The following is a 21993-nucleotide window of genomic DNA, read 5'->3' on the forward strand; positions in this document are numbered from 1 at the left end:
CGGCGTTCCGTCGGCGCTGTCCGGCGCTCCGGTGAGCCGGGCGACGCCTGCCGACGTCTCGTGAGCGGGTCGGTGCCGCCGACCACGGTGGCGGTGATCGGGGCGAACGGGCACGGCCGCTCGCACCGGCGGGTGATCGCGCCGCTGCACGCCGAGCGCCGGCTGCGGCTGGTCGCCCTTGTCGACGTCCAACCGGTGCGCGACGAGCCGGAGGCGCCGATCCCGCTGGGGGTCGAGGTGTTCACCGACCATCGGGCGATGCTCGCCGCCACCCGACCGGAGGTGGTGGTGATCTGCACCCCGCCGCACACGCATCTGCCGATCGCCCGCGACGCGCTCGCGGCCGGCGCGGACCTGCTGCTGGAGAAGCCGCCGGTGCTGTCGCTGGCCGAGCACGAGGAGCTGATTGATGCGCTGGCGGCGACCGGCCGGGTGGCCCAGATCGGTTTCCAGGCGCTCGGTTCGGCGGCACTGACCGCGCTCACCGACGCGCTGGCCGCCGGCCGGCTCGGCGCGGTCACCCGCATCGCGACAGTCGCGGCCTGGCAGCGGCCGGACGCCTACTACGCCCGCTCCCCGTGGGCCGGTCGCCGGTTCCTGGACGGCCGGCCCGTGCTGGACGGTGCGCTTGTCAACCCGCTCGCGCACGCCGTGATGCAGTGCCTGGCCGTCGCCGAGGCGCTGGGCGGGGCCCCACCGTGGCCGGCCGCCATCGAGGTGGAGCGCTACCGGGTGCGGCCGATCGAGGTGGAGGACACGGCGGTGCTGCGGGTGCGGTTCCGGGCCGGCCCACCGGTGCTGGCGGCGGTCACCCTCGTCGCCGAGGAGTTCGTCGCGGGCGAGGTGGTGGTGACCGGCACGACGGGACAGGCGGTGCTGGAGTATCCGACGGACCGGTTGCGCCTGCCCGGCGACGTGGTGACCCGTCGGATCCCCGGTCGACGGGGCCTGCTGGAGAACCTGCTCGCCCATCGGGCCGACCCGGCCGGGGTGCCGCTGATCGCCCCGCTGGCCCGTACCGCGCCGTTCACAGCCCTGCTGGACGCGCTGCGGGCCGCACCGGAGCCACGGCTGCTCGACGGCGACCTGGTCGACGTGGTGGACGACGGTGGACAACGTGCCCGCCACCTGCGCGGCGTGGTCGACGTGCTGCGCCGCTCCGCCGAGCAGGGAGCCCTGCCGAGCGAGTGGGGCGTGCCGTGGGCCGCCCCGCCGTACCGGGCCGAGCTGACGGCCCATCCCCAGGCGGGTGCGGCGAGCAGGAAGATCAGGTGATGAAAAGTAGGTCGGAATCGGTGTTGGGGCCTACTTTTCATCACCTGATCGAGGCGGGACGATCGGCCTATCCCCGCGCGGGCATGCGTGCCTCACAGGGGACGCGGTGGTGTTCACCACGGCGAGGATCCTGCTGGTGGCCGGCGTCGTCACCGCCCTGCTGGGCGCCTTCCGGCATCCGCGCCGTCACGCTGGGGGCCTCGTACGACACGGGACTGCGACAGCGACCGCAGCCCCAGATAGAGGAACGGCAACAGCAGGAACAGGTCCGCCAGGTGCGCGATGGACGCCTCCCGGGTGATGCGGCTCAGCGGGAACACGATCGCGCCCAGGCTGACCATGATGCCGACCGGAAGTGGCGCCACGCGCACCTTGGCCAGCACGAGGCCCAGGACGAACAGGCTGATGGGAAACAGCGGTCCGCACGTCCAGTACACCGCGTACGCGGCGAACGGATGCTCGCCGAGTCGCTCGACCGCATCGGCGTGGGAGACGGCGAACAGTCCCTCGTGAATACTCTGTACGCCGTAGGCCACCCCACCGATCGCGCCGAACACCGTTACCGGCAACCCGATCGCGACGTACCTCGGCGTGGTGGGCCGCAGCCGTTCGAACAAGCCGATCAGCCCGATGAGCCAGCACGCGTTCGACAACACGATGATCGTGCCGGCGGTGACGCCTTGAGTGTCGTTCTGCCAGAAGAAGCCGGCGAGCAGATTCAACGCCGGACCAAGAATGAGAAACATGACTGGAACGCTACGAGCGGCGTCCCCGTACCGGATCTGCCATCGGTGGGCGTCGGCCTAGCGCGGTCGCGGTAGGCCGACAAGCCCGCTGCGGTACGCGAACACGACCAGTTGCGCCCGATCGCGAGCCCCGAGCTTCGTCATCGCCCGGTTGGTGTGGGTCTTCGCCGTGGCCGGGCTCATCCCCAGCCGGCCCGCCACCTCCACTGTCGACAGGCCGTCGGCGACGAGACCGACCACCTCCCGCTCCCGCGAGGTCAGGCTGTCCAGGCCCGGTACTGCTGGACCGCTGGCGAAGGCGGCGATGAGCCGTCTCGTCACGGCGGGTGCCAGCAGCGCGTCACCGGCGGCGACCACGCGTACCGCCCGGCGCAGTTCGTCCGGCTCCAGATCCTTGAGCAGGAACCCGCTCGCGCCGGCCTGCAGCGCGGCGAAGACGTACTCGTCCAACTCGAAGGTGGTCAGCACGACAACACGTACGTTGGGCAGCCTGGCATCGGCGAGGATGCGCCGGGCGGCCGTCAAACCGTCCGTGCCCGGCATCCGGATGTCCATCAACACGACATCCGGCCGGTGCGCTCGGGTGAGGGCGATCGCCTCCTTCCCGTCGGTTGCCTCCGCGACAACCTCGATGTCCGGCGCCCGCTCCAGCAGGACCCGGAAGCCCGCGCGGACGAGGGTCTGGTCGTCGGCCAGCAGGACCCGAACCGTCATACCGGCAGCCACCCCCGCACCTCGAAGCCTCCGCCGTCGGCCGGCCCCGCTCGAACCCACCCGCCCAGCCCGCCGGCGCGCTCGGCCATGCCCCGCAGCCCGTTGCCGGCCACCGGAACGCCGCCCCGCCCGTTGTCGCGCACCGTCACGCACAGGCCGTCGGGACGGTATCCGACACGCACCTCGATCTGGGCCGCACCGGCGTGCCGCAGCGCGTTCGTCACTGCCTCTTGAACGATGCGGTAAGCGGTGGTCTCCACCGCCCGCGGCAACGCGCGCGGCTCGCCATCGCAGGTCACGACCGCACCTGTCGACTCGGCCAGCGCGGGCAGCCGATCGAGCGTGGGCGTCGGCGGCTCCGGCCCGGCCGCCGGGGTGCCGTCGCGCAGCACGCCCACCGCCGCGCGTAACTCCACCATCGCCTCGCGGCTGGCCCGGCGTACCTCGCGCAGCGCGCTCCGGGCCTGGTCGGGATCCTCGTCCAGCACGTCGGCAGCGACGCCCGCCTGCACCGACACCACGGCCAGGGTGTGCGCCGTGACGTCGTGGAGCTCTCGGGCGATACGGATACGCTCCTCGACGACCCGCTGCTCGGCGGCCCGGCTCTGGTCGGCGGCCAGCAACGCCAGCTGGGTCCGGCGCCCGCGAACCACCTCGCCGAGCAGCAACGCCGCCACGAACACGACGGTCGAGCTGTCCAGCGACGCGTCGAACGGCCTCGCGCCGGCCACCGCCACCCTCCCCTGGACATCCAGGAGCACGAAGAGCGCCGCGACGATGAGACCCACGCGCTGCCGCGACGCCGCACCGACGGAGTACAGCGCGACCCACGCGGGCACCGCCGGCGCGCCACCCGGGTAGTGGTAGATGTGGTAGGCCAGGTAGAGCCCGCCCACGAGGATCAACACACCGACCGGCCACCGCCGTCGAACGGGCAGCACGAACACCATCACGGCGGCGGCAGCGTACGCCCACAGGTCCGGCGCTCGGTCACCCAGCGCCACAGGCGTCGTCGCGAGCCGGTACGCGGTCAGCACGCCCACGGCCGCCACGATCATCGTCTCCACGACCCACCGCCGCATACCGCCTGACTGTACGGACCGCCGGACCCGTCGACATACCACGAACGTGGTATCCGCCTCGGCGGCCCGTCGTGGATCCGCCTCCACTGCAACATTCCTGCAAACAATAGATATTGACCGACATAAAAGCGTGAACCTACCGTTCCTGGTGGATGCCGAAACACCACCAGCGAACGGAAACAATCAATGCGTACACCCCTCGTGGGCGCGATGGCGCTTGCCCTCCTGCTGGTCGGCGCACCGACGGCCGCATCCCGTTCCGACTCCGTCTCCGCAGACCGGCTGTCCTGGTCGGCCCGTCAACTCGGTCGGCAGGCGCTGCCCGAGCGGGACGGCTGGGCGGCCGAGGGCGCCGGCACCACGGGCGGTTCGGCGGCGGCGCCCGAGCGGACGCGTGTGGTGCACGACCGCGCCGGGCTGGTCGCCGCGCTCGGTGGTGACATCGCCAGCAACGCCACCGACGGCACCGCGAAACTGATCTACGTCGACGGTGTCATCGACGGCTTCGAGGGGCCGGACGGCACCGCGCTGAGCTGTGCGGACCTGGCCGACCCGGCGTACCGGCTGGACGCCTACCTGGCCGCGTACGACCCGGCGGTCTGGGGTCGGGTGCCGCCGGCGGGGCCGCTGGAGGAGGCCCGGGTGCGCTCGGTGGCCAACCAGACGCGCCTGACGCAGCTCAACGTCGGCCCCAACACCACTATCGTCGGGCTGCGCGGCGCCCGGCTGACCGGCCTCACGCTCATGATCGACCGGGCGTCGAACGTCATCGTGCGGAACCTGACCTTCGTGGACGCCCGGGACTGCTTTCCGGCGTGGTCCCCCACCGACGGCGACGCCGGCAACTGGAACAGCCAGTACGACCAGATCTCCGTACGGCGCAGCGAGCACGTCTGGGTCGACCACAACACGTTCACCGACGGCGACAACCCGGACAGCGCGCAGCCGACCTACTTCGGACGGCCGTACCAGGTGCACGACGGGTCGTTGGACGTCACGCACACCGCGAGCGGCGTCACCGCCTCCTGGAACCGCTTCACCGGACGGGACAAGCTGATGCTCATCGGTTCGTCCAACACCGTCGGCCCGGACGTCGGTCGGCTGAAGGTCACCCTGCACCACAATCTCTTCGACGGCGTCCTGCAACGGCTGCCCCGGGTGCGTTTCGGCCAGGTCGACGTGCACAACAACCTGTACCGGCTCGGTGGTCCAGGCTTCCAGTACGCCCTCGGCGTCGGTGTGCAGTCGGCGATCTACGCGCAGAACAACTTCTTCGCCCTCGACGCCGACCTCGATCCGGCCGATCTGCTCTACGACTGGGGCGGCACGGCGCTCACCGAGCGGGGCTCGTGGGTGCGCCGGGGCGGCGGCCGCGCCCGGCCGGTCGACCTGCTGGCGGCGTACAACGCGACCCACGAGCCCGACCTGGGCGGCGACGCCGGCTGGGTGCCCACCCTGCGCCGCGACCCGGTCCTGCCCGCGCCGCTGGTTCCGCTCCTGGTGGGCCCGCTCGCCGGTGCCGATCGGCTGCCGCTCTGAGCGACCGGCTGCGCCGCCGATGCGCTGCCCGCGATGATCGACTCGGTTTCCCTGATATCGCGGTGCCCGAGCGCTCCGGACACCCCGATTACAGGGAAACCGAGTCGATCACCCCGGAAACGCGCGGTCGGGTCGGCGACCGAGCGGGCCATCGACGGGGGAAAGATCGGCTATAAGTGACGCATGGACTTCCCGCCGCACCTGGGCAGCATGCCGATGCACGCGATCACCGAGATCCACGGCGAACCGGGCCTGCTGGAGCGCTTCCGACTGGAGGTCGAGCGCTTCGACGACGCCGAACGGGCCCGCCTGACCGCCGCGCTCGACCTGGCCGCCGAGCTGCACCGTGACGACCGGCGGGTCCGCGAGCCGTACCTCAACCACCTGCTGCGGGTGGCCATCCGGCTGATGCACCACTACCAGGTCCGCGACGTCGACGTGATCGTCGCCGGCCTGCTGCACGACGCGGTGGAGGACCACCCGGCCGAGCTGGCCGACGGCGGCACCGACGCGGCGCTGGCCGCGCTCGCCGCCCGGTTCGGGCCGCGGGTGGCCACCCTGGTCGCCGCCGTCACCAACCCGGCGTACGACCCGCAGCGCGACCGCAACGTCCAGTACCGGGAGCACCTGGCGGTCAGCCTGGACCGGGAACCCTGGGCGCGGGTGATCAAGGTGTCGGACTTCACCGACAACGGCGTCGGGGTGATCCACACGATCGGGCCGAAGGTCGTGTCGTCGGCCAAGAAGTACCGGCCGCTGGTGCCGCTCTTCCGGGATCTGATCGGCCGTCCGGACACCCCGCTGTCGCCGGAGGTGAAGACCCACATCTTCGGCCAGCTCGACCTGGCCGAGGAGCGGTTCAGCGCCATCCTCGACCGGCCGGCCCACTCGCGCTGACCGGCGGCGTTTCCCACGGCGTTCAGGCGCGGGAGAGCACCGCGACCCGGGCCGTGTGGACACTTGGCCGCACCAGCTCGTCGGCGACGGCGCGGGCGTACTGGTCGTACGTCAGCGAGGTGGTCGCCTGCTCGCGGGTGAGGGGTTCGGCGACCAGGCGGTACCCCCGCCCCGCCGCCGACGTGTCAGGCGTCCCGAACCCGGCCGGCGGGGTCAGGACCGCCCAGTCGAGCGTCGTGGCGGCGAGCGCGGGCAGGTGCCGGGCGTGCGCCTGGGCGAACGGCGTCAGCGCGGGCGGGAACAGTGTCGGGTCGTCCATGAACGCGGTGCCGGAGTCGAGCGTCAGCGTGGCGGCCAGCCCCACCGCCACGAGGCGTCGACGGGGCGCTCGCCAGGACGCGTCGATGCCGGCGACGATGGCCGCGAAGTAGTCGAGGTCGAAGTCGTCGAACGACTGCGGCGGGGCGGAGAACGGCGTGACGGCCAGCACCACGGCGTCGACTGCCCGCAGCGTCGACGCCAGCTCCGCGGGGCGCTGGGCGTCGCCGGGCACCATGCGCAGGCTCGGGTGGGGCGGCAGGTCGTGGCGGTGAGGTTGGCGGAGCACGGCGTCGACGTGCAGGCCGTGCGGGAGCAGTGCGGCCGTGACGGCACGGCCGACCCGGCCGCCGGCACCGAGGACCGCGACCCGTCGCGCTGGTGACGTGGTGGACATGGCCACGACGGTAGGTCCCACACCTGTGGTTACCGCAACGTGACCACCTACGCTGGATCGGTGACCCAGTCGGTCGGGCCGTTGCCCTCCTTCGACCCCGCGTGCCCGATGAGCACGTTTCCGATCCAGATCGGCGGCAAGTGGACCGCGATGATCATGCTGTGTCTCCAGGACGGGCCGCGCCGGTTCGGCGTCCTGCGCCGCCACCTGCGCCCGATCAGCACGAAGGTGCTCACCGAGACCCTGGCCCTGATGGGGCGCGACGGCCTGGTGCGCCGCCGCCCGGTCGCCGGCGCCGACGACGGTGGTGTCGAGTACGAGCTGACCGCGCTCGGTCGTTCGCTGCTCGGCGTCGTCGAGCACGCGCGGGCGTGGGCCCGCGATCACGCCGAGGAGCTGGCCCGCTCCAGGGACGCCGCCCAGCGGGCTAGTAGCTGAGCCGCGTCCGGCGGATCACGCCGGCACACCGCCACCGACGCCCGGCGCGAACGCCTGTGTGTGCAGGCCCGCGCGGACCAGGTGCTCCAGCCAGGGCGTCGGGGCGACACCCAGCTCCCGACCGAGGTCGGCGCGGAACAGCTCCAGCCGGCGTACCGCCTCGTTGATGTTGCGTTCGGCCAGGTGCACCGCGATCAGCACGCGGGTGGCGCTCTCCCGCAGCGGCTCCAACTGCACGGCTGTCAACGCCACCTGCACCGCCTCGCTGAAGCGACCCTGCGCGGTGAGCCGTTCGGCGAGCGCCTCCAGCGCGTACAGCTGGGTCTGGCGCAGCCGCTCCCGCTCGGTCAGCACCCAGTCGTCGTACCAGCCGGGCAGCAGCTCGCCCGTGGCCAGCGCCGGCACCCCCGCGCCGACGCCCGCCGGCACCCCGCCGGCCAGCAGCGCCACGGACGCCGCGGCGAGGGTGGCGACATCGCTTGTCACGCCGGCGGCCAGGGCCAGCCGGTCGTCCTCCTCGACGAGGGGCTCGGGGGTGACCCGGTGCAGCCGCCAGAGCATCGTGCGCAGGTTGGCGCGGGCCCGCTCCTCGTGCGAGCCGGGCCAGAGGGTGCCGGCCGCCTCCCAGCGGGCGCACCGCTGGCGTACACCGAGGTAGGCGAGCAGCCGGCGGGCGCCCTGCGGCACCGGGACGGACCGGCCGTCGCGTTCCAGCCCGAAACCGCCGAGCAGACGCAGCGTGTAGCGGGTCGTCCGCCCTGCGCCGGCCTCGTGCGCCCCGGAGCGGAGGTCCTGCGTCACCTCGTGAACTGGCATCCTGCGCCCTTCGCACCCGATCGCCGGTGTGGGAGTTCCACGCTCGGGCGTGGACGGTCGGCGCGCCAGCGCAGTGTCGTCACACCGACCCGGCGAACGACGGGGATCAGCCGTTCGCCGGAGTCCGTGCCGACCGTTCAGCGCAGCTTGCTCAGCGTCCGGGCGTAGCCGGTCCACTCGGCGGCGTCGCCGACCTCGGCGCGTACCCCCGCGTCCTTCATGATGCCGAGCACCCGCTCGGGCGGCGCCTCGGCCAGCTTGCCGAGCGTGCTGATGCCGGCGCGGGTCAGCGCCGCGCGGGCCTTGGTCGGCACCCCGGCGAGCATCGCGATGTCGGCGTCGGCGACGTTCTCCAACTCGGACTCGATGCCGAGCGCCGCAGCGACCGCCGACTGGGCGCCGACAGTGGTCCGGACGATCACCGCCTCCCGTTCGCTCACCTCCGCGAACATCGCGTCCACACTCTGGTAGGCGGTCTCGGCCGGCAGCACCTTCAGCACGTCGCGGACGGTCCGGCCGTCGGCCAGCTCGTCCTCGCCGAAGGTACGGATGAACTCGGTCAGCTTCACCTCCTGCGGGAAGCGCTGCCGGACGTCGCCGTTCTCGGCGGCGTACCGCTCCAGGTAGGCGGCGCCCCGGACCTTCGGGCCGGCGACCACGTCCACACCGAGGGTCTCCACGGCGGGCAGCACGATCGTGCCGGCCTTGGTCTGCCAGATGCTTACCTTCTTGTCCATGAACATGGTGGTGCCCATGTACTTGCCGAAGTCCAACGTGCCGATGTAGTTGGGGATCTGCTCGAGCTGGTACGGGCCGGGGCTGACCTTGGTCTCGTGCACCGTGGAGTGCAGCCTGTTGATCTCGGCGCGGATCTCGTCGAGCAGGTGGCGCAGGCTCACCCGCATCGCGGCCATGCAGGAGAACGCCTTGGCCAGGTCGGTGCCGAGGTGGTCGAGGTCGTGCTCGATGCGGTGGAACCGTTCGTTGAAGCCCTGTTCGCCGGGCGTCTGCCCGGCCTGGACGACGTCCTCGCCGTCGACCCAGTCGCTGTGCGCGAAGGTACGGGCGAACGGTGGCGGCGCGCAGCCCGGCTCCACCGCCGAGAACGGCTCGGCGTAGTTGAACACCCGCTTCGCGGTGCCCACGTTCTCGTAGATCCAGGAGGAGACCAGCACGCTGGCGTCCGACTGCGGGATGCCGTGTTTGGTGAACGCCTCGTACAGCTCGGTGACGGTCACCCCGTCGTAGTTGATCTCGCTCGCCATGATGATGTCCCTCTCAGAGCTGGTCGTACACGCCGCGGTGCCGGCGCTGTTGGAAGGTGCGGAAGGTCCGGGCCACCGCCGGGCGCAGCGGTTCGGCGTCGCCGTCGGCATCGAGGTCGACGTGGTCCCGCCGGATCCCGAAGGTGTTGATCTCCACGCCGAGCGGGCAGACCCGCATCAGCGCGTTCATCAGCCGCTCGTACTGCGCGAGGGTCAACGTCACCCCGTCGGGCAGCTCCACCCGGAACTCGTACGGGTCGGTGAGACCGGTCCGCACGTAGGAGAGCGCCACCACGGCCACCAGCCCGGCGTGGGTGGGCCGCAGCGTGGTCCGCGCGCCGACGGCCTTGATCTCCGCCGTCCCGCCGCCGAGCCCGACTGTGTACCAGCGGAAGCCCGTGGCCCGCCGCTCGGCCAGGTTGAGCCCGGCCTGGGGCAGCCCGATCACGCTGCACACCAGCAGCACCCGGTTGCCGGTGTCGACGAGCGGCAGCGCGGCGGCGAGATGCTGGTCGCGCAGCAGGCCGACCAGTCGGGCCAGCCGGTCGGCGGCGGCCGGCTGCCCGGCGATCAGCGCGGACGCCAACGCCGCCGGCAGCTCGATGGTCTCCACCAGCTCGTCGGGGAGCCGGTTCAGCGCGGCCACCACGGGCGCCGGGTCGCGTACCGCGGGCAGGCCGGCGGCGGCCAGCACCTCGTCGACCGGCTGCCCGGCCGGCCGGGTCGGTACGCCCGCCCACCGGGTCCGGGCCGCCGCGTCGGTCAGCGGCGTCCACGCCGGCTCCCCCGCGCCCGTCCAGGCCGTGGCGGCCGCGGCCAGGCCGGCCAGCAGCAGCGCGTTGCCGCCCGGGTCGCCCGGCGCGTGGAACTGCGCCTCGACGGCCACGTCCACGCCGACCGTGGCGACCGTCGGCGCGGTCACCGCCAGCCCACGGGTGGGCAGGTGCGACAGGTACATCCTGGTGGTGCTGATCCGGTGCGCGGTCTGCACGCCGCACACCCGCCACAGCCAGGCCACCTCGCCGTCGGCGGCCACCGTGGGCACACCGGCGGCGCGGGCGGCGGCGATCAGGGCCTCGGCGGTCCGGTCGGCGGTGATCGCGCGACCGGTGTCCAGCACCCGGTTGCGCAGGTCGGTGGCCTGCGCGGGGGTCGGCCAGCTGACGTCCACGCCGAGACCCAGCTCGTAGCGGCTGCCGCCGGCGTCGTCCTGGGCCCGGGTCACCTGCCACACAAGTGTCGAGCCGAGCGCCCGGCAGACCCGCCCGGCCCGGTCCAGGGCGGTGGCCAGCGGCGGCGCGACGGCGTGCGCGCTGTCGAAGGCGTACGACTGGCGCAGGCTGGCGCGCAGCGCGGTGACCTCGGCGAGCCGGCTGGCCGGCAACGCGCGTCCGGCGTGCACGGTGTTGTTCGGTGGGGTGTTGGCGGGCAGCACGAGGCGGTCGCGGCGCAGTTGGGCGAGGAAGTTGGTGCGGTGCTGCGGGTCACCGGCGGCGACCAGCCGGATCGCCACCGCGAACCGGTCGTCGTCCTCGCGCAGCGTGAAGCGGGCGCCGCCGGGCAGGTCGGCGAAGAGCCCCGCGTTCGGGTCGGTGTCCGCACCGGGGCCGTTGAGCAGTCGCCGCACCCCGCCCGGGGTGGGCAGCAGGAACCGCCGGTAGAGCCCCAACCGGTGGGCGTACGCCGCGTCCGGCTCGCGGGCCGGCGGGGCCAGCCGCCGGGCGTACACCTCGCCGCTGGCCGGCTCGTGCACCAGCTCGTCGACGAAGCGGGCCACCCCGACGTCCGCGCCGATCCGGTCCAGCGCGTCCCGGCGGGCGTGCGCCAGGGTCCGGTACGCGTGCACCTCCCGCAGGGTCCGACGCAGTCGGTGCTTCTCGTGTGTCACCAGGTAGAGCAGCCGGCCCATGTTGCCCTCCAGCACGGCCAGCTCGACCAGCTCGGCCAGTGCCGCGCCGGTGACCGCCGTGGCGGCGGCGTCGTCGTCGACCGCGCGGTCGACGGCCACGGCGACGGTGAACGGCGCGACCAGCGGCTCGGCGGCAGTGTCCGGCACGTGCGCAGGCACCGACGCGCCGCTGGCCGACCAGGGCGCGAAGACCGCCGGTGGCAGCGCCCGCTCGTCGGCGCCGCCCGGGTCCAGGGTGACCGTCACCCGGACGGTCTCCTCGGCGAGGTCCCGGCGCAGCACCACGGTGAGCAGCGGATGCCGGGTCGTCCAGTCCACGGCGGCGACGCCCGTGACCTCGACCGGCACCACCACCCGCCGCACGGCACCCGGGTACGGGCCCTCCAACTGGTCGATGAGGTTCTGCTCGACGGACGGGTCGGCCCCGTCCACCGGCACCCGAAGGTCGGTCATCGCGCCCCCGCTCAGACGATCCGGAACGGCCGGGGATCGTCCCGGTCGACGTAGACGGGCACCTGGTTCGCCGCGAGCACGGCGTTGTCCCCGACCGGAAGGCGCTGCACCCCGTCGCCGGTCGGCGCGCTGCCGGTCACCACCACCGCCGAGTCGGCCGGGAAGCGGACCAGCCGCAGCCCGCGTACGTCGGCGACGCCCGGCTCGTTCATCAACGTCCAGATCACCTCGGCGGCCCGGACCGGCTCACCGAAGGGCAGCTCGTCGACGTAGCGGCGCAGTCGGGCGTGCAGGCGGGCGCGTAGCTCGGAGGCGGCGGTGGAGGCGTTCACCGTCTCCTTGGAGCCGGTGGGCAGCGGCAGGCCACGGATCACCAGGTCCGCCTCGACGCCGATGCCGACCTCGTCGGCCCGGTCCACCGAGGCGAAGATGCCCACCGGACGCAGGTCCTCGATGACCGACTCGACGGAGGCGTGCAGCCCGTCCGGGCCGTCCCAGATGGCGGCGGCGGTCGGCGCGACGAGCACCGTGACGTAGTACGGGTTACCCAGGTCGCGTTCGGTGCTGAAGACCCGCTCGATGAAGTTGAAGTTGCCGAAGATGGACTGGTTGAGGTCCAGCCCGCCCCGGCCGTCGAAGACCTGCACCTGACGTACGCCGGGCACGGTGGCCACGGCCAGGCCGATCGCCTCGGCCGTCCAGATCGAGCGGGGCGCGGCCAGCAGGAGCTGTCGGTAGCGGGCGTCGGAGACCTGCTGCTCACCTCCGGTCAGCGCCACCGTGTGGGTGATCTCCACGAGCTCCTCGCCGGCGGCCAGTTCGGCGGCGTTCAGGTCGGCGAGCAGGGTGTCGGCCCGGTTCCAGCGGTCGATCTTCTGGCTGGCCTGGGTGGGGTCGAGGTTGTGCGTCGGGCCGGGGTAGAAGGCGGCGACGGCCGGCTCGCGCTCGCCGACGGCGGCGGAGAGCACCACCGTCTCGTCGAGGGCGACGTGGTGCCCACCGGGGGTGGACAGCCGCGCGCCGCGGGGCAGGGTGAGCTGGGTCCGGCCGGCCGGCAGGGCGGCCTTCAGCTTCAGTTTCAGCGTGCCCCGCGCCTGCAGGTGCGGCCGGGGGGTGCCGAGCTCCTCGCCGAGGCGGGTCAGCGCCTCGGCGGTGGCCGACACCGCGTACGTGTTGTCGTAGAACGAGCCGCACATCGCCCACAGTCGGGCGTCCTCCAGCGAGGCCAACTCCAGTGTCTTGCGCAGGACCGCACCGCTGGTCAGGTCGATGTCCTCGCCGAAGAGCAGGCGGGCGGTGGCCAGCTTCTCGGCGAGCAGCCGGGCGAAGGACTTCGGCACGAAGCCGGTCTCGACGATGCCGAAGCCTGTCGAGCCGGTGGCCCGCAGCGCGGCGGCGTCGACGGCGAGGACGTCGGCCAGTTCGGCCGGTAGGGTCGGATCAGACACTGGGGAGCTCCCCGAGATGCACCGAGAGCCGGTCGTCGGTGATGGTTTCGAACTGGACCTGCACCTGGAGGGTGCGAGAGGACCGCAGCGCGGCCGCCGCCGCGTCGTCGGCACGGCCCGCGCCGAGCCGGCCGTCGTCGAGGTTCACGTCGACGATCTTGCGGACGCGGGGATCGCGGTCGAGCAGCGTGATGATGCCGATGCGGACCTGCTCGCGGACGAGGTTCGGCTCGATCTGCTCGGCCAGGGCGTTGAGCCCGTCGAAGCCGAAGGTGGCGTCGAAGACGTTCGAGCCGCGCAGCGTGGTCAGCGCCACCGCGAGGCTCTGCGCCACGTTGCCGGTGCCTTCGACGAGGGCCAGCACGCGGCCGTTCGGGCCGTCGTCGAAGACGATGTCGCGGGCCAGGTCCACCCCCGGCATGGTGGGTTCAAAGGCGAGACCCCAGCCGAGGTAGCGGCGCTGGGCGGCCTGCCGTTCCCGCTCGGTACGGTCCACCTCAGACCGCCTTCAGCTTGCTCTGCCCGGCGCTGGCGGCCAGCCCGGGGCTGGAGCCGTCCGTGGCGCCGCTGAGCGAGCCCAGGGCCACCGCGACGTTGCCGACCTTGAGCTTGCCGGCGGCGCCGGTCGCCGAGGTCACCGTGCTGCACTGCTTGGTGGAGTTGCTGGTGGTGATGGTGCACCCGGCCACCGACTTGCCGCTGATGCCGTCGAGGCGGACCACCGGCGCGTGGCCGACGGTCAGCTTGCCCTGCCCGGCCGGGGTGACCTTCCCCGAGTTGGGGCAGTGCACGTCGCTCGACGTGGTGAGCACGAATGCCATCTCGCTCTCCTCAGTGGACGTTCATCGCGTTGTCGACCTGGACGTCGACGTCGGCGGCGGCGATGTTCACGGTGCCGCCGCTGATGTTCACCGCGCCGTTGCCCGCGTCCAGGTCGATCTGGGTGGCGGTGATGGTGATCGAGCCGTCCTGCTTCATGACGATCGACGACCCGCCGGCGGCGTGCTCGATGGTGATGCTGCCGGCCTCCTTGGTGCGGGCCGGGCGCTGACCGCGTTCCTGCAACTGGGCCCGGCCCACCCGCACGGTCAGCTCACCCAGCTCGATGACCCGGTTGCCGTCGCCGTCGGTGAGGTCGTGCACCACCTTGCCGTTGTGGTCGGCGGGCACCACCGCGTCCGCGATCGAGGAGCGGCTGTTGCTGGCCACGCCGACCGGCAGCGACAGCCACCAGTCCCCCGGCTGGGACACCGGGGCGTGCCCGGTGGGCCAGAGCGCGCCCACGTCCACCGGGTCGTCCGGGGCGCCGTTGCGATAGGCCAGGGCCACCCGGGTGCCCGGATAGCGGGGCAGGATGAGCCCGCAACCACCCCACGCGAACGGGGTCAGGTAGGTCACTCCGGGCAGGGGCGCGGGCTGCTCGCGGCGTACCGGCAGGCGACGGGCGCCGTTGGGGCGACCGTCCGGGCGGACCAGGCCCTCCCACACCGTCTCGGTCTGTGCCGGCGGCTCGACCGCGCCGCTGGCGTTGGTGGCCGCCGCGCGGACCTCGCCGATCTCCAGGCCGCGCGTCTCGCCCCGGGCCGCACGGGCCGCCCGGCGGACCGCCTCGGCGGCGGCCACCCCGGGCGACGACGCCGGGCCGGCCGGCTCGGCGGGGCCCACGCCGGACGCGTCGCTCCAGCTGTCCCAGGCCTGAGCGGGCGCGGCGATCTCGACGCCCTGCACCACAGTGACGAACCCGGCGGTACGCGACAGAGTGTGCCGGGCGGCGCTGAGGTAGAGCAGCTTCGCCCCGGCGCCCAGCTCCCCGGTCGACGGGGCGAACGGCGCGGCGAATGAGCCGAGCAGCGCCGCGCCGACGCTGCCCAGAGTGGTGGCCTCGTCGGTCGCCGGCGGATCGAAGCGCACCAGGTCGCCGGGCTTCAGGTCGGGGCGGCCCTTGAGGGTCAGCGTCCACGCCCGACGGCGCGGCGCGGCGGTGCCGCCGGCCTCGGTGGCCGCGTACGGGTCGGTGTCCTGGGTGCCGTTCTCGGTGCACTCCAGCAGGCCGGTGGCGAGGGTGAGCGGCTTCGGCTCCCCCTCCGGGTACGGGATCGGGCGTTTCCCGACGTGCACGGTGCCGTCGCGGATCAGCAGCATCCCCCGCCCGTACGCGTTGAGCGACTGCTGCAACGCGCCACCGATGCGCTCCAGGGCGGCGCGGTAGAGCAGCCCGGCCCCGAAGGCGACCCGCTCGTCGCCGGCCGCCTCGGTGGCGCCTCGGGTCATCGTGCCGTCCGGGTTGGCGCCCCACCCGGTCACGTCGACCCGGGTCCGCTCGCCGATGGCCCGGATCGCGGCAGTGAAGGTGGCCGCCTCGAACCGCTCGGCGACGCGCTGCCCGAGCCGGGCGTACGCCTGCTCGACCAGGGTCAGCTCGGTGTCGTACGTCCGCTCGCCGGTGAGCCGGCGCACCTTTGTCACCCGCAGCACGGCGACGAGTGCCTGGGTCAGCTCGGCCGGGGTCGGGCCGGCGTTGACGCCGACCAGGTTGGTGAAGAACGCGCCGACGGAGGTGTTGGCGTCGCGCCAGTACAGGTGCAGTTTCGCGACCAGCGGCGGCTGTCCCTCGGCGGTGCGCAGCGCGGCGAAGTGCTCGTCGATCAGCCCCTGGACGGTGATCGTGTACGCGCCGGGACCCAGCCCGTCGGGCAGCGCGGCGTCGATGGCGGCGTAGTAGTCGGCGCTGGACAGGGTGAGCGCGACGTCCGGGCTGAGCCCGGTCGGGGTCTCCCGGTGAAACGTCAGGGTCCAGCCGGCGTCGTTGCCGACCGCGCCCTGGCGCACCTGGCCGGTCTGGAACGGCGTGAGCGTCACCGCAGTACCCTCCGCATCTTCTTGTCGAGCAGGTAGCGGTAGCGCAACCTGCCGGGGCCCAGCTCGGATTCGACGCGCTGCGCCGGTGGGCGGCGACGCCAGACGAACTCGTTGATCGGCGGCGGCCCGAAGGTGTCGACCGCGCGGTCGGCGGGGCGCCAGGCCAGCGTCAGCGTCGAGCCGTAGTCGCCGGAGCCGCGTACCGTCCCGGCGTGCAGCAGCCAGGCGAGCACCACCACCTCGACGGCGACCGGGGTGGATCCGTTGGTGGCTGCCGGGCCGGCGTCGGGGCAGACCCGGCGCAGGCCCGCGGCGAGCGGCACCGAGCCGAGGATCCGGGTGCCCTGGCGGACGACCAGGCGCAGCGGCACCCGGCCGACCAGGGCGGGCGTCCGGGGCGTGGCGGGCGGCGCGGGTCGGGGCATCAGGTCGTCGGCGGAGGTGCTGACCACGGCGAGGGGATCGGTGGCGAGCCACTGCCGGGCCAGCCCGGTGGGCAGGATCAGCACGGCGTGTACGCCGCCGCCCAGCTCGACGCGGTGCGGCAGGCCGGCGGTGAGGCTCTGCCGGACCTCGGTGAATCCGGCGGGCACCTCGATGGGCGTCTCCGGCAGCAGGTAACGGTCGATCGGGAACGGTGGCATCAGTTGCCCAACCCGTCGGCGAGCGCGCCGACTCCGATGCTGGCCACGTCGAGCAGCTTGCCGAGCAGGCTGGGACGGGGCACGTGGACGAGGGTGATGGTGGTGTCCAGGACGTCGCGGCGGGCGGCCGAGGCGTTGAAGGTCAGCGACTGCACCTGCATGTCGGTGCGGATGGTCATCGACGTGACGAGGATGAGCCCGCCGAACTTCCCACCGGAGTACGCCGCGAGGGCGGTGCCGCGTTTGCTGGCCTCGGCCATCGTCTCCAGGGCGAACTTCCAGGCGTAGCGTTCCGCGCCGACGAGCACGCCGGTCAGCGTGATGGTGTCGTCGTGGGTGGCCACGATGGCCTTGTGCGCGGTGGAGCCGATCGGCGGCAGGTGGTACGTCTGCGCGAGCGAGATGGCGGTGACCGCCCAGAGCGGGATCGGCAGCACCCCGTCGCTGATGATCGCCGACGGCACTGTGCCGTACCGCATGAAACTGCTGGTGATGGCCATGCTCAGCGCCCTCCGATGGGTGGCGGCGGCACCGGCGTGCGGGTGGGACTGACGGCCAGACCCAGCTCACGCAGCGCCTCGGTGAGCTCGCGAACCTGTCCGGCGGCGCTGGTGACCCGCAGCCGCAGCTTGCGCTGCCGCAGTGCCCGCCTGATCCGCGCCGAACGAGTGGACTCGGCGCCGCGCAGGTTGATCTGCTCGATCTCGGCGGCGGCGTCCTCGATGCGGAAGATCGCGTCGAGGATCCGCGGGTCGGGGGTGAAGCCGGAGTCGTCGCGTTGCAGCCGAGCGATGGCGTCGCGGAAGTCGGCGGCGTCGCGGCGCAGGTTGGTGACCAGGTTGTCGGTGAGCGCGGTGACCCCATTGACGCTTCTCACTCGGTGCGACTTGTCGTCGATCAGCCATACCCAGCCGTCGTGGCCGATGCCGACGAGGTCGGTGCCGCGGGCAGTGACGTCGGCGTCCGGGCCCTTGAGGAACAGTTCGATGCTGCTGATCGAGAACGCGGCCGTGTACTCGCCGAGCACGCCCCGGCCGTGGGTGACCATGTCGTGGCGCAGGTAGGCGCGGAAGCCGGCGCGGTCGTCGGCGCGGCCACCCTGGTCGCGGAAGCGCCGCCACAGGGTCGCCAGTGCCTCCGGGTTGTGCACGGCGAGCTGCTGGGTGAGCCAGACATCGCCGCCGGCCACCACCGCCCGCAGGTCCGGGTCGGCGATGCGGGCCAGGGCCTCGGCCAGCCGGGCGTCGCTCATCTGCACGCCGCGCGAGCGGGCCCGCCCGAGATCGTCGACGGCGGTCCGCAGCCGGGCCACCTCGTCGGGGGTGAGCCGACCACCGAGCCGGGTCTCCAGGTCCGCCACGGCGGCCCGCTTGCCGGCCTCGGACTCGGCGGCCACGGCGTGCCACAGCGCGGCCGGTTCCAGCTCGGCGGCACGGCGCAGCGCGGCCTGCCGGTCCGCCGGCATGGCCCGGAACGCGTCACCGACGATGGCGGTGGGCTCGACGTGCCGGCCGGCCGCGCCGCCACCGTCGAACTCGCGTAGCAGCGATTCGGCGTACGCGGCGGAGTCGTCGGCCAGCCGCAGCGGCGCGTCGCCCACGATGCCGTCGCGGGGTCGGCTCAGCTCGCGCATCTCGGTGCTGAGCTGGTCGAAGTACTCCCCGAGGGTCGCCACCCGCACCCCGTCGGGGAGGGTGCCGCCCTCCAACACGTGGTCGAGGATCGCGGCGATGTTGTCCCGCAGCACGGCGATGCGTTCCAGCCGGTTGAGCGCGTTGCCCAGGTGCAGGTCACCGACGTCGTCGACGATGCGGCGGATGAGGTGTTCCAGCAGGCGGCGGGAGCGCACCTCGCCGGCCTCGCTGTGCGCGGCCACCGTCCGCAAAAACTGGCGCAGCCGGGGGTTCGCGTCTGCGGCGGCGTGCACGGCGGCGGCGTCGAGGAACCGGCCGGCGCGGAACCGGCGGGGCCCGGTCACTGCCGCACCTCCGGCACGCGCGGGCCGGACGCGGCGGCGTGCGGCGAGTCGAGCACCATGAGGATGAACCGGGCGCCCTCGGGGCCGCCGACCGCGCCGTTGAGCATCGCCTCCCGCTCCACGTAGGCCAACACGGGCTCCATCAGCTTCTGCACCACCCGTTCCAGCACCTCGTTGAGCAGGATCTCGGTCAGGAACCCCTGGAGCAGGTCCCGGGAGGCGGCCTCGACGATCTGCCGGGTGACCCGGCGTACCACGTACCCCCGGGCGGTGCGCAGCCCCGCGCGGACGCCGAAGCGCAGGGCGACCCGGCCGCCGCGCACGGCCGCGCCGCCGATGGTGCCGGCCTCCGGGATCAGCGACAGGGCCAGACCGAGGTACGCGGCGAACAGCTCGACCTCGACCTCGGTGCGGGTGAGCACCAGCTCCGGGTCGAGCATGGAGGAGTAGAGGCGCTCACGCTGGTGGGCGTGCGCCACGTCGACGGCGGCGACGGCCACCCCGACCACGAAGCCCAGCGGCGGGCAGAGCAGCGACAGCGCGATGATCCCGACCATGATGGCGAACGCGCTCAGCGCCTCCCGGCCCAGCTCGGTGCCGAACAGCTCGTCGACGCCCGTGGCGTAGTAGAGGTTGCCGCCGAAGAACTCGCCGAGCTGCTGGTGGGTGACCAGGTGGACGCCCTGCAACGCGAAGCGTCCACCGGGGATGGTGGCCGACGGGATGTGCTCGCTGATCCGGCTGGACCGGAAGGCGAACCGCGCGTCGGTGCGGGCGCGGCCCAGCATCTCGGTGTTGTTGCGCCGCATGTCCTGCAGCACCCGCCACAGCTCGTCGCGGATCGCCGACCGGTCACCGGCGAAGCGGGCCAGTACGTCTGGTATGTCGGTGATCTGCTTGACCAGTGGGTCGATTCCCTCGGCCTCGCCGCGGTGGATGACGAGCGCCTGCTCGATCTCGGCGAGGGTCCACAGCACCGCGTGGGAGTCGCGGATCCGCGTCACGCCGTCGCGTTCGACGATCTCGCCGGCCGCGCCGGGACTGGTCAGGGCGGCCTCGGCGGCGAGGAACGCGCTGGAGATGGCGCGGGCCGCCCCGTACCAGGCGGTGGACGGGTTGGCCACGCTCACCGTGGCGAGAACGCCACCGCCGGCGTCGGTGTGCGCGGCCGTCCACCGGGCCGCCTCGTGGCGGCGCAGCCGCTCGCGCAGCCCCTGCAGCTCGGCGTAGTCGGTGAGCTGGGAGACGATCAACCGCTCGAAGATCGGCGCGTACTGGTCGAAGCGGGCGATCCGCGCGTCGATGCCGGTACGCGAGCTGAGCAGCAGTTGCACGAGCATGGCCTGGCTGCCGACGACGAAGAGTTGCCCGACCGCGGCCTTGACGGCCGGGCTGAACGCCTGGACGAAGTGCAGGTTCCAGGAGGCCGACGAGTCGATCCAGCCACCCTGGACGCGGGCGAAGTGCTCGGGCTGGCTGTAGCGGCGCATGACGAGCTGGGCGAGGTGATCCAGGCGGGGCACCACGCCGGCCAGGTGGCGCAGGAACTGCACGGCGGGCGAGGCGACCGGCCGGAAGTCCAGCGGGCCCAGCCCTCCAGTCCCCTGGGGTACGGGCCGGGTGAACGCCTCGCGCTCGGCCGCGCCGACCAGCAGGCTGATGGCCGCGGCCCGGCCGCGCAGCACGGCCGCGGCCTGGAGGCAGAAGTTCGCCGGGTAGCGGCACGGCTCACCCATCTGCAACCGGAACGCGATGTCGTCCATCAGCCGGCGCAGCTCGTCGCCGTCCGCACCGAGCGCGGCCAGCTCCGGTTCGCCGTTGAACGACGCGCAGGCGGGCATCGCCGAGTGCCCCGCGCCGACGACGGGGAACCGGCTGCCCTCGGCGCCGGCCGGCGCGCTCGGGCTGCTCGGGTCGAAGACGAACCCGCCCCGCCGCCCGCCGCCACCGTCACCGGTGCCGCCACCCGGGCTGGAGCCCGTGCCGTTGCCGCCGTTGCCCGTTCCGCTGCCGCCGGTGCCGCCCGTGCCGCCCGGCCCGCTGCCGGACCCGGTGCCCGTGCCGGTGCCGCCCGTGCCCGGCCCCGTGCCGTCGCCGATGCCGCCGCCGGGTGGGGCGTTCGGGTCCGGCGGGGCGGCCGGGTGCTGCTCGACCGTGATCGGCAGCAGGTTCGCCGTGCCGGTCCAGTGCATCGTGGCGTCGGTCTCCTCGGTGCCGACCAGCAGCAGGGACACCCCGCCGATGCTGACCACCACCAGGCAGGTAGGCGTCGCCCCGCCCACCGAGGCGAGGATCGCGTCGACCCGCCGGGTCACCTCCGCGTCGACGGCCCGCTCGATCTGCGCCTGGTACTCGTCCACGCTTGTGGTCTCGCCGCGCGGCGAGGCGGTCCGCAGCCGCTGCCGGATGTCGGCGCTCAGCTCCTCGTCCACAATGGCGACCAGGGCATTCCGGTCGGCTACCGGCCGCCGCTGCACCGTCCCGGGCTGCGGGCTGGGCACCCGCTCCTCCACCTCGAAGTGCGGCTGCGGCGTGGCCCGGAACACCGTCTCGCCGAACCGCTCGAACGTGAGGACCGACAGCGGGGTCGTGGTCACCATGATCGCCCAGACCTGTCGCCCGTCCGAGCCGACGACGCGGGCGATCACACCCTGCGGGGTGCCCGACGGCAGTCCACCGTGCTGGCGTACCGCCTCGCGGGCCAGCTCGGCGAAGTGGCCCGCCAGGTAGGTGGCCGGGCGCAGCAGCCACTGGTAGGTGACGCCGGGCGGCTCGTCGCCGTCCACAGGCACCTCGGCCGCGTCACCACCGTCGTCGTAGGACGGCACCCGGTAGACGGCCAGCAGGTGCCGCATCCGAGACGCGTCGAACACCTCGGTCGCCGGTCGGCTCAGCGGCGCGGCCACCCCGGTCGGCAGCCCCGGGTCCAGCCGCGCCGCGGCGATCACCTCGTCGATGCGCCGACGCAACCGTGCCTCGAGGGCCCGCCGGCCGTCCGGGGACACCCGCTCGGCGCCGGCGCCGGTCCAGCGGAAGTCCGGCGCCGCGGCGCGTACCTCCAGATAGCCGCCGCGCGGCGCGACCACCTCCTGCCGGGAGCGTTCCAGGGCGCGGGCCAGGGCCGCGGCGAGCGCGTCGGTCACGGCCGCCGGCCGCTCGGTCACCGACCGGGCGTCCAGCCGGATCCGCACCGGCACGTGCACCGAGATGGCCAC

19 protein-coding genes are annotated in these 21993 nt (G+C 73.4%); 4 read left to right on the top strand and 15 right to left on the bottom strand.

The window, feature by feature from the left end; translation table 11 throughout:
• Positions 1-60: 60 nt before the first annotated feature.
• Positions 61-1275 carry a Gfo/Idh/MocA family oxidoreductase gene (locus AB0K10_RS09265; RefSeq protein ID WP_363681559.1) on the top strand — a complete coding sequence of 405 codons (1215 nt, stop codon included), beginning with the start codon at positions 61-63 and terminating at the stop codon, positions 1273-1275.
• Between the two features lie 149 nt (positions 1276-1424).
• Here AB0K10_RS09265 and AB0K10_RS09270 read toward each other — a convergent pair whose 3' ends face one another.
• The 3 genes from AB0K10_RS09270 to AB0K10_RS09280 all read right to left on the bottom strand — a co-directional run bounded on the left by AB0K10_RS09270 (position 1425) and on the right by AB0K10_RS09280 (position 3817).
• Positions 1425-1997 carry a hypothetical protein gene (locus AB0K10_RS09270; RefSeq protein WP_363681561.1) on the bottom strand — a complete coding sequence of 191 codons (573 nt, stop codon included), beginning with the start codon at positions 1995-1997 and terminating at the stop codon, positions 1425-1427.
• An 81-nt stretch (positions 1998-2078) separates the two neighbouring features.
• Positions 2079-2735 (bottom strand): response regulator transcription factor, encoded by a 657-nt coding sequence (locus AB0K10_RS09275; protein WP_363681563.1) that lies wholly within the window; start codon positions 2733-2735, stop codon positions 2079-2081.
• Entirely contained in the window at positions 2732-3817 is a 1086-nt protein-coding gene (locus tag AB0K10_RS09280) for a sensor histidine kinase (protein WP_363681565.1), read from the bottom strand. Before AB0K10_RS09280 ends, AB0K10_RS09275 begins: the two co-directional genes overlap by 4 nt.
• Before the next feature lie 186 nt (positions 3818-4003).
• Between AB0K10_RS09280 and AB0K10_RS09285 the strand changes: the two genes are divergently transcribed.
• Both AB0K10_RS09285 and AB0K10_RS09290 read left to right on the top strand, forming a co-directional pair.
• Entirely contained in the window at positions 4004-5356 is a 1353-nt protein-coding gene (locus tag AB0K10_RS09285) for a polysaccharide lyase family 1 protein (protein ID WP_363681567.1), read from the top strand.
• Between the two features lie 183 nt (positions 5357-5539).
• Positions 5540-6253 (top strand): HD domain-containing protein, encoded by a 714-nt coding sequence (locus tag AB0K10_RS09290; protein ID WP_363681569.1) that lies wholly within the window; start codon positions 5540-5542, stop codon positions 6251-6253.
• 22 nt (positions 6254-6275) lie between these two features.
• Here AB0K10_RS09290 and AB0K10_RS09295 read toward each other — a convergent pair whose 3' ends face one another.
• On the bottom strand, positions 6276-6968 hold the full coding sequence (locus AB0K10_RS09295) for an NAD(P)H-binding protein (protein WP_363681571.1): 693 nt from the start codon (positions 6966-6968) through the stop codon (positions 6276-6278).
• Positions 6969-7028: 60 nt separating this feature from the next.
• Between AB0K10_RS09295 and AB0K10_RS09300 the strand changes: the two genes are divergently transcribed.
• Positions 7029-7406 (top strand): helix-turn-helix domain-containing protein, encoded by a 378-nt coding sequence (locus AB0K10_RS09300; RefSeq protein ID WP_363681573.1) that lies wholly within the window; start codon positions 7029-7031, stop codon positions 7404-7406.
• Positions 7407-7421: 15 nt separating this feature from the next.
• Here AB0K10_RS09300 and AB0K10_RS09305 read toward each other — a convergent pair whose 3' ends face one another.
• From AB0K10_RS09305 to AB0K10_RS09355, 11 genes are all read right to left on the bottom strand, one after another.
• Positions 7422-8222, bottom strand: coding sequence for a BTAD domain-containing putative transcriptional regulator (locus tag AB0K10_RS09305; RefSeq protein WP_363681575.1), 801 nt, complete (start codon positions 8220-8222; stop codon positions 7422-7424).
• Positions 8223-8359: 137 nt separating this feature from the next.
• Positions 8360-9487, bottom strand: coding sequence for a hypothetical protein (locus AB0K10_RS09310; protein WP_363681577.1), 1128 nt, complete (start codon positions 9485-9487; stop codon positions 8360-8362).
• Between the two features lie 13 nt (positions 9488-9500).
• Positions 9501-11849, bottom strand: coding sequence for a hypothetical protein (locus AB0K10_RS09315; protein ID WP_363681579.1), 2349 nt, complete (start codon positions 11847-11849; stop codon positions 9501-9503).
• 11 nt (positions 11850-11860) lie between these two features.
• Complete coding sequence (locus AB0K10_RS09320; RefSeq protein WP_363681581.1) at positions 11861-13297, bottom strand: baseplate J/gp47 family protein; 1437 nt, start codon at positions 13295-13297, stop codon at positions 11861-11863.
• Positions 13290-13793, bottom strand: coding sequence for a hypothetical protein (locus AB0K10_RS09325; protein ID WP_363681583.1), 504 nt, complete (start codon positions 13791-13793; stop codon positions 13290-13292). The genes AB0K10_RS09320 and AB0K10_RS09325 overlap by 8 nt, the downstream gene beginning before the upstream one ends.
• Position 13794: 1 nt before the next feature.
• Positions 13795-14118: a hypothetical protein gene (locus tag AB0K10_RS09330; protein ID WP_363681585.1), complete on the bottom strand. Its 324-nt coding sequence runs from the start codon at positions 14116-14118 to the stop codon at positions 13795-13797.
• A gap of 10 nt (positions 14119-14128) precedes the next feature.
• Positions 14129-16156, bottom strand: a complete 2028-nt coding sequence (locus tag AB0K10_RS09335) for a hypothetical protein (protein WP_363681587.1) — start codon at positions 16154-16156, stop codon at positions 14129-14131.
• Positions 16153-16800 (bottom strand): hypothetical protein, encoded by a 648-nt coding sequence (locus tag AB0K10_RS09340; RefSeq protein WP_363681589.1) that lies wholly within the window; start codon positions 16798-16800, stop codon positions 16153-16155. Before AB0K10_RS09340 ends, AB0K10_RS09335 begins: the two co-directional genes overlap by 4 nt.
• Entirely contained in the window at positions 16800-17300 is a 501-nt protein-coding gene (locus AB0K10_RS09345) for a hypothetical protein (protein ID WP_053659787.1), read from the bottom strand. The genes AB0K10_RS09340 and AB0K10_RS09345 overlap by 1 nt, the downstream gene beginning before the upstream one ends.
• Positions 17301-17302: 2 nt before the next feature.
• Positions 17303-18778 (bottom strand): hypothetical protein, encoded by a 1476-nt coding sequence (locus tag AB0K10_RS09350; protein WP_363681591.1) that lies wholly within the window; start codon positions 18776-18778, stop codon positions 17303-17305.
• Positions 18775-21993 (bottom strand): hypothetical protein, encoded by a 3219-nt coding sequence (locus AB0K10_RS09355; protein WP_363681593.1) that lies wholly within the window; start codon positions 21991-21993, stop codon positions 18775-18777. The genes AB0K10_RS09350 and AB0K10_RS09355 overlap by 4 nt, the downstream gene beginning before the upstream one ends.

Origin of the sequence: Micromonospora sp. NPDC049274 (genome assembly GCF_040678875.1) — a bacterium.
Lineage (GTDB): Bacteria > Actinomycetota > Actinomycetes > Mycobacteriales > Micromonosporaceae > Micromonospora.

Excerpts from the sequence above, each read along its gene's own strand:
- AB0K10_RS09315 (WP_363681579.1), bottom strand. The coding sequence starts at position 11,849 with ATGACCGACCTTCGGGTGCCGGTGGACGGGGCCGACCCGTCCGTCGAG.
- AB0K10_RS09280 (WP_363681565.1), bottom strand. The coding sequence starts at position 3,817 with ATGCGGCGGTGGGTCGTGGAGACGATGATCGTGGCGGCCGTGGGCGTG.
- AB0K10_RS09295 (WP_363681571.1), bottom strand. The coding sequence starts at position 6,968 with ATGTCCACCACGTCACCAGCGCGACGGGTCGCGGTCCTCGGTGCCGGC.
- AB0K10_RS09275 (WP_363681563.1), bottom strand. The coding sequence starts at position 2,735 with ATGACGGTTCGGGTCCTGCTGGCCGACGACCAGACCCTCGTCCGCGCG.
- AB0K10_RS09310 (WP_363681577.1), bottom strand. The coding sequence starts at position 9,487 with ATGGCGAGCGAGATCAACTACGACGGGGTGACCGTCACCGAGCTGTAC.
- AB0K10_RS09290 (WP_363681569.1), top strand. The coding sequence starts at position 5,540 with ATGGACTTCCCGCCGCACCTGGGCAGCATGCCGATGCACGCGATCACC.
- AB0K10_RS09345 (WP_053659787.1), bottom strand. The coding sequence starts at position 17,300 with ATGGCCATCACCAGCAGTTTCATGCGGTACGGCACAGTGCCGTCGGCG.
- AB0K10_RS09340 (WP_363681589.1), bottom strand. The coding sequence starts at position 16,800 with ATGCCACCGTTCCCGATCGACCGTTACCTGCTGCCGGAGACGCCCATC.
- AB0K10_RS09330 (WP_363681585.1), bottom strand. The coding sequence starts at position 14,118 with ATGGCATTCGTGCTCACCACGTCGAGCGACGTGCACTGCCCCAACTCG.
- AB0K10_RS09285 (WP_363681567.1), top strand. The coding sequence starts at position 4,004 with ATGCGTACACCCCTCGTGGGCGCGATGGCGCTTGCCCTCCTGCTGGTC.
- AB0K10_RS09305 (WP_363681575.1), bottom strand. The coding sequence starts at position 8,222 with ATGCCAGTTCACGAGGTGACGCAGGACCTCCGCTCCGGGGCGCACGAG.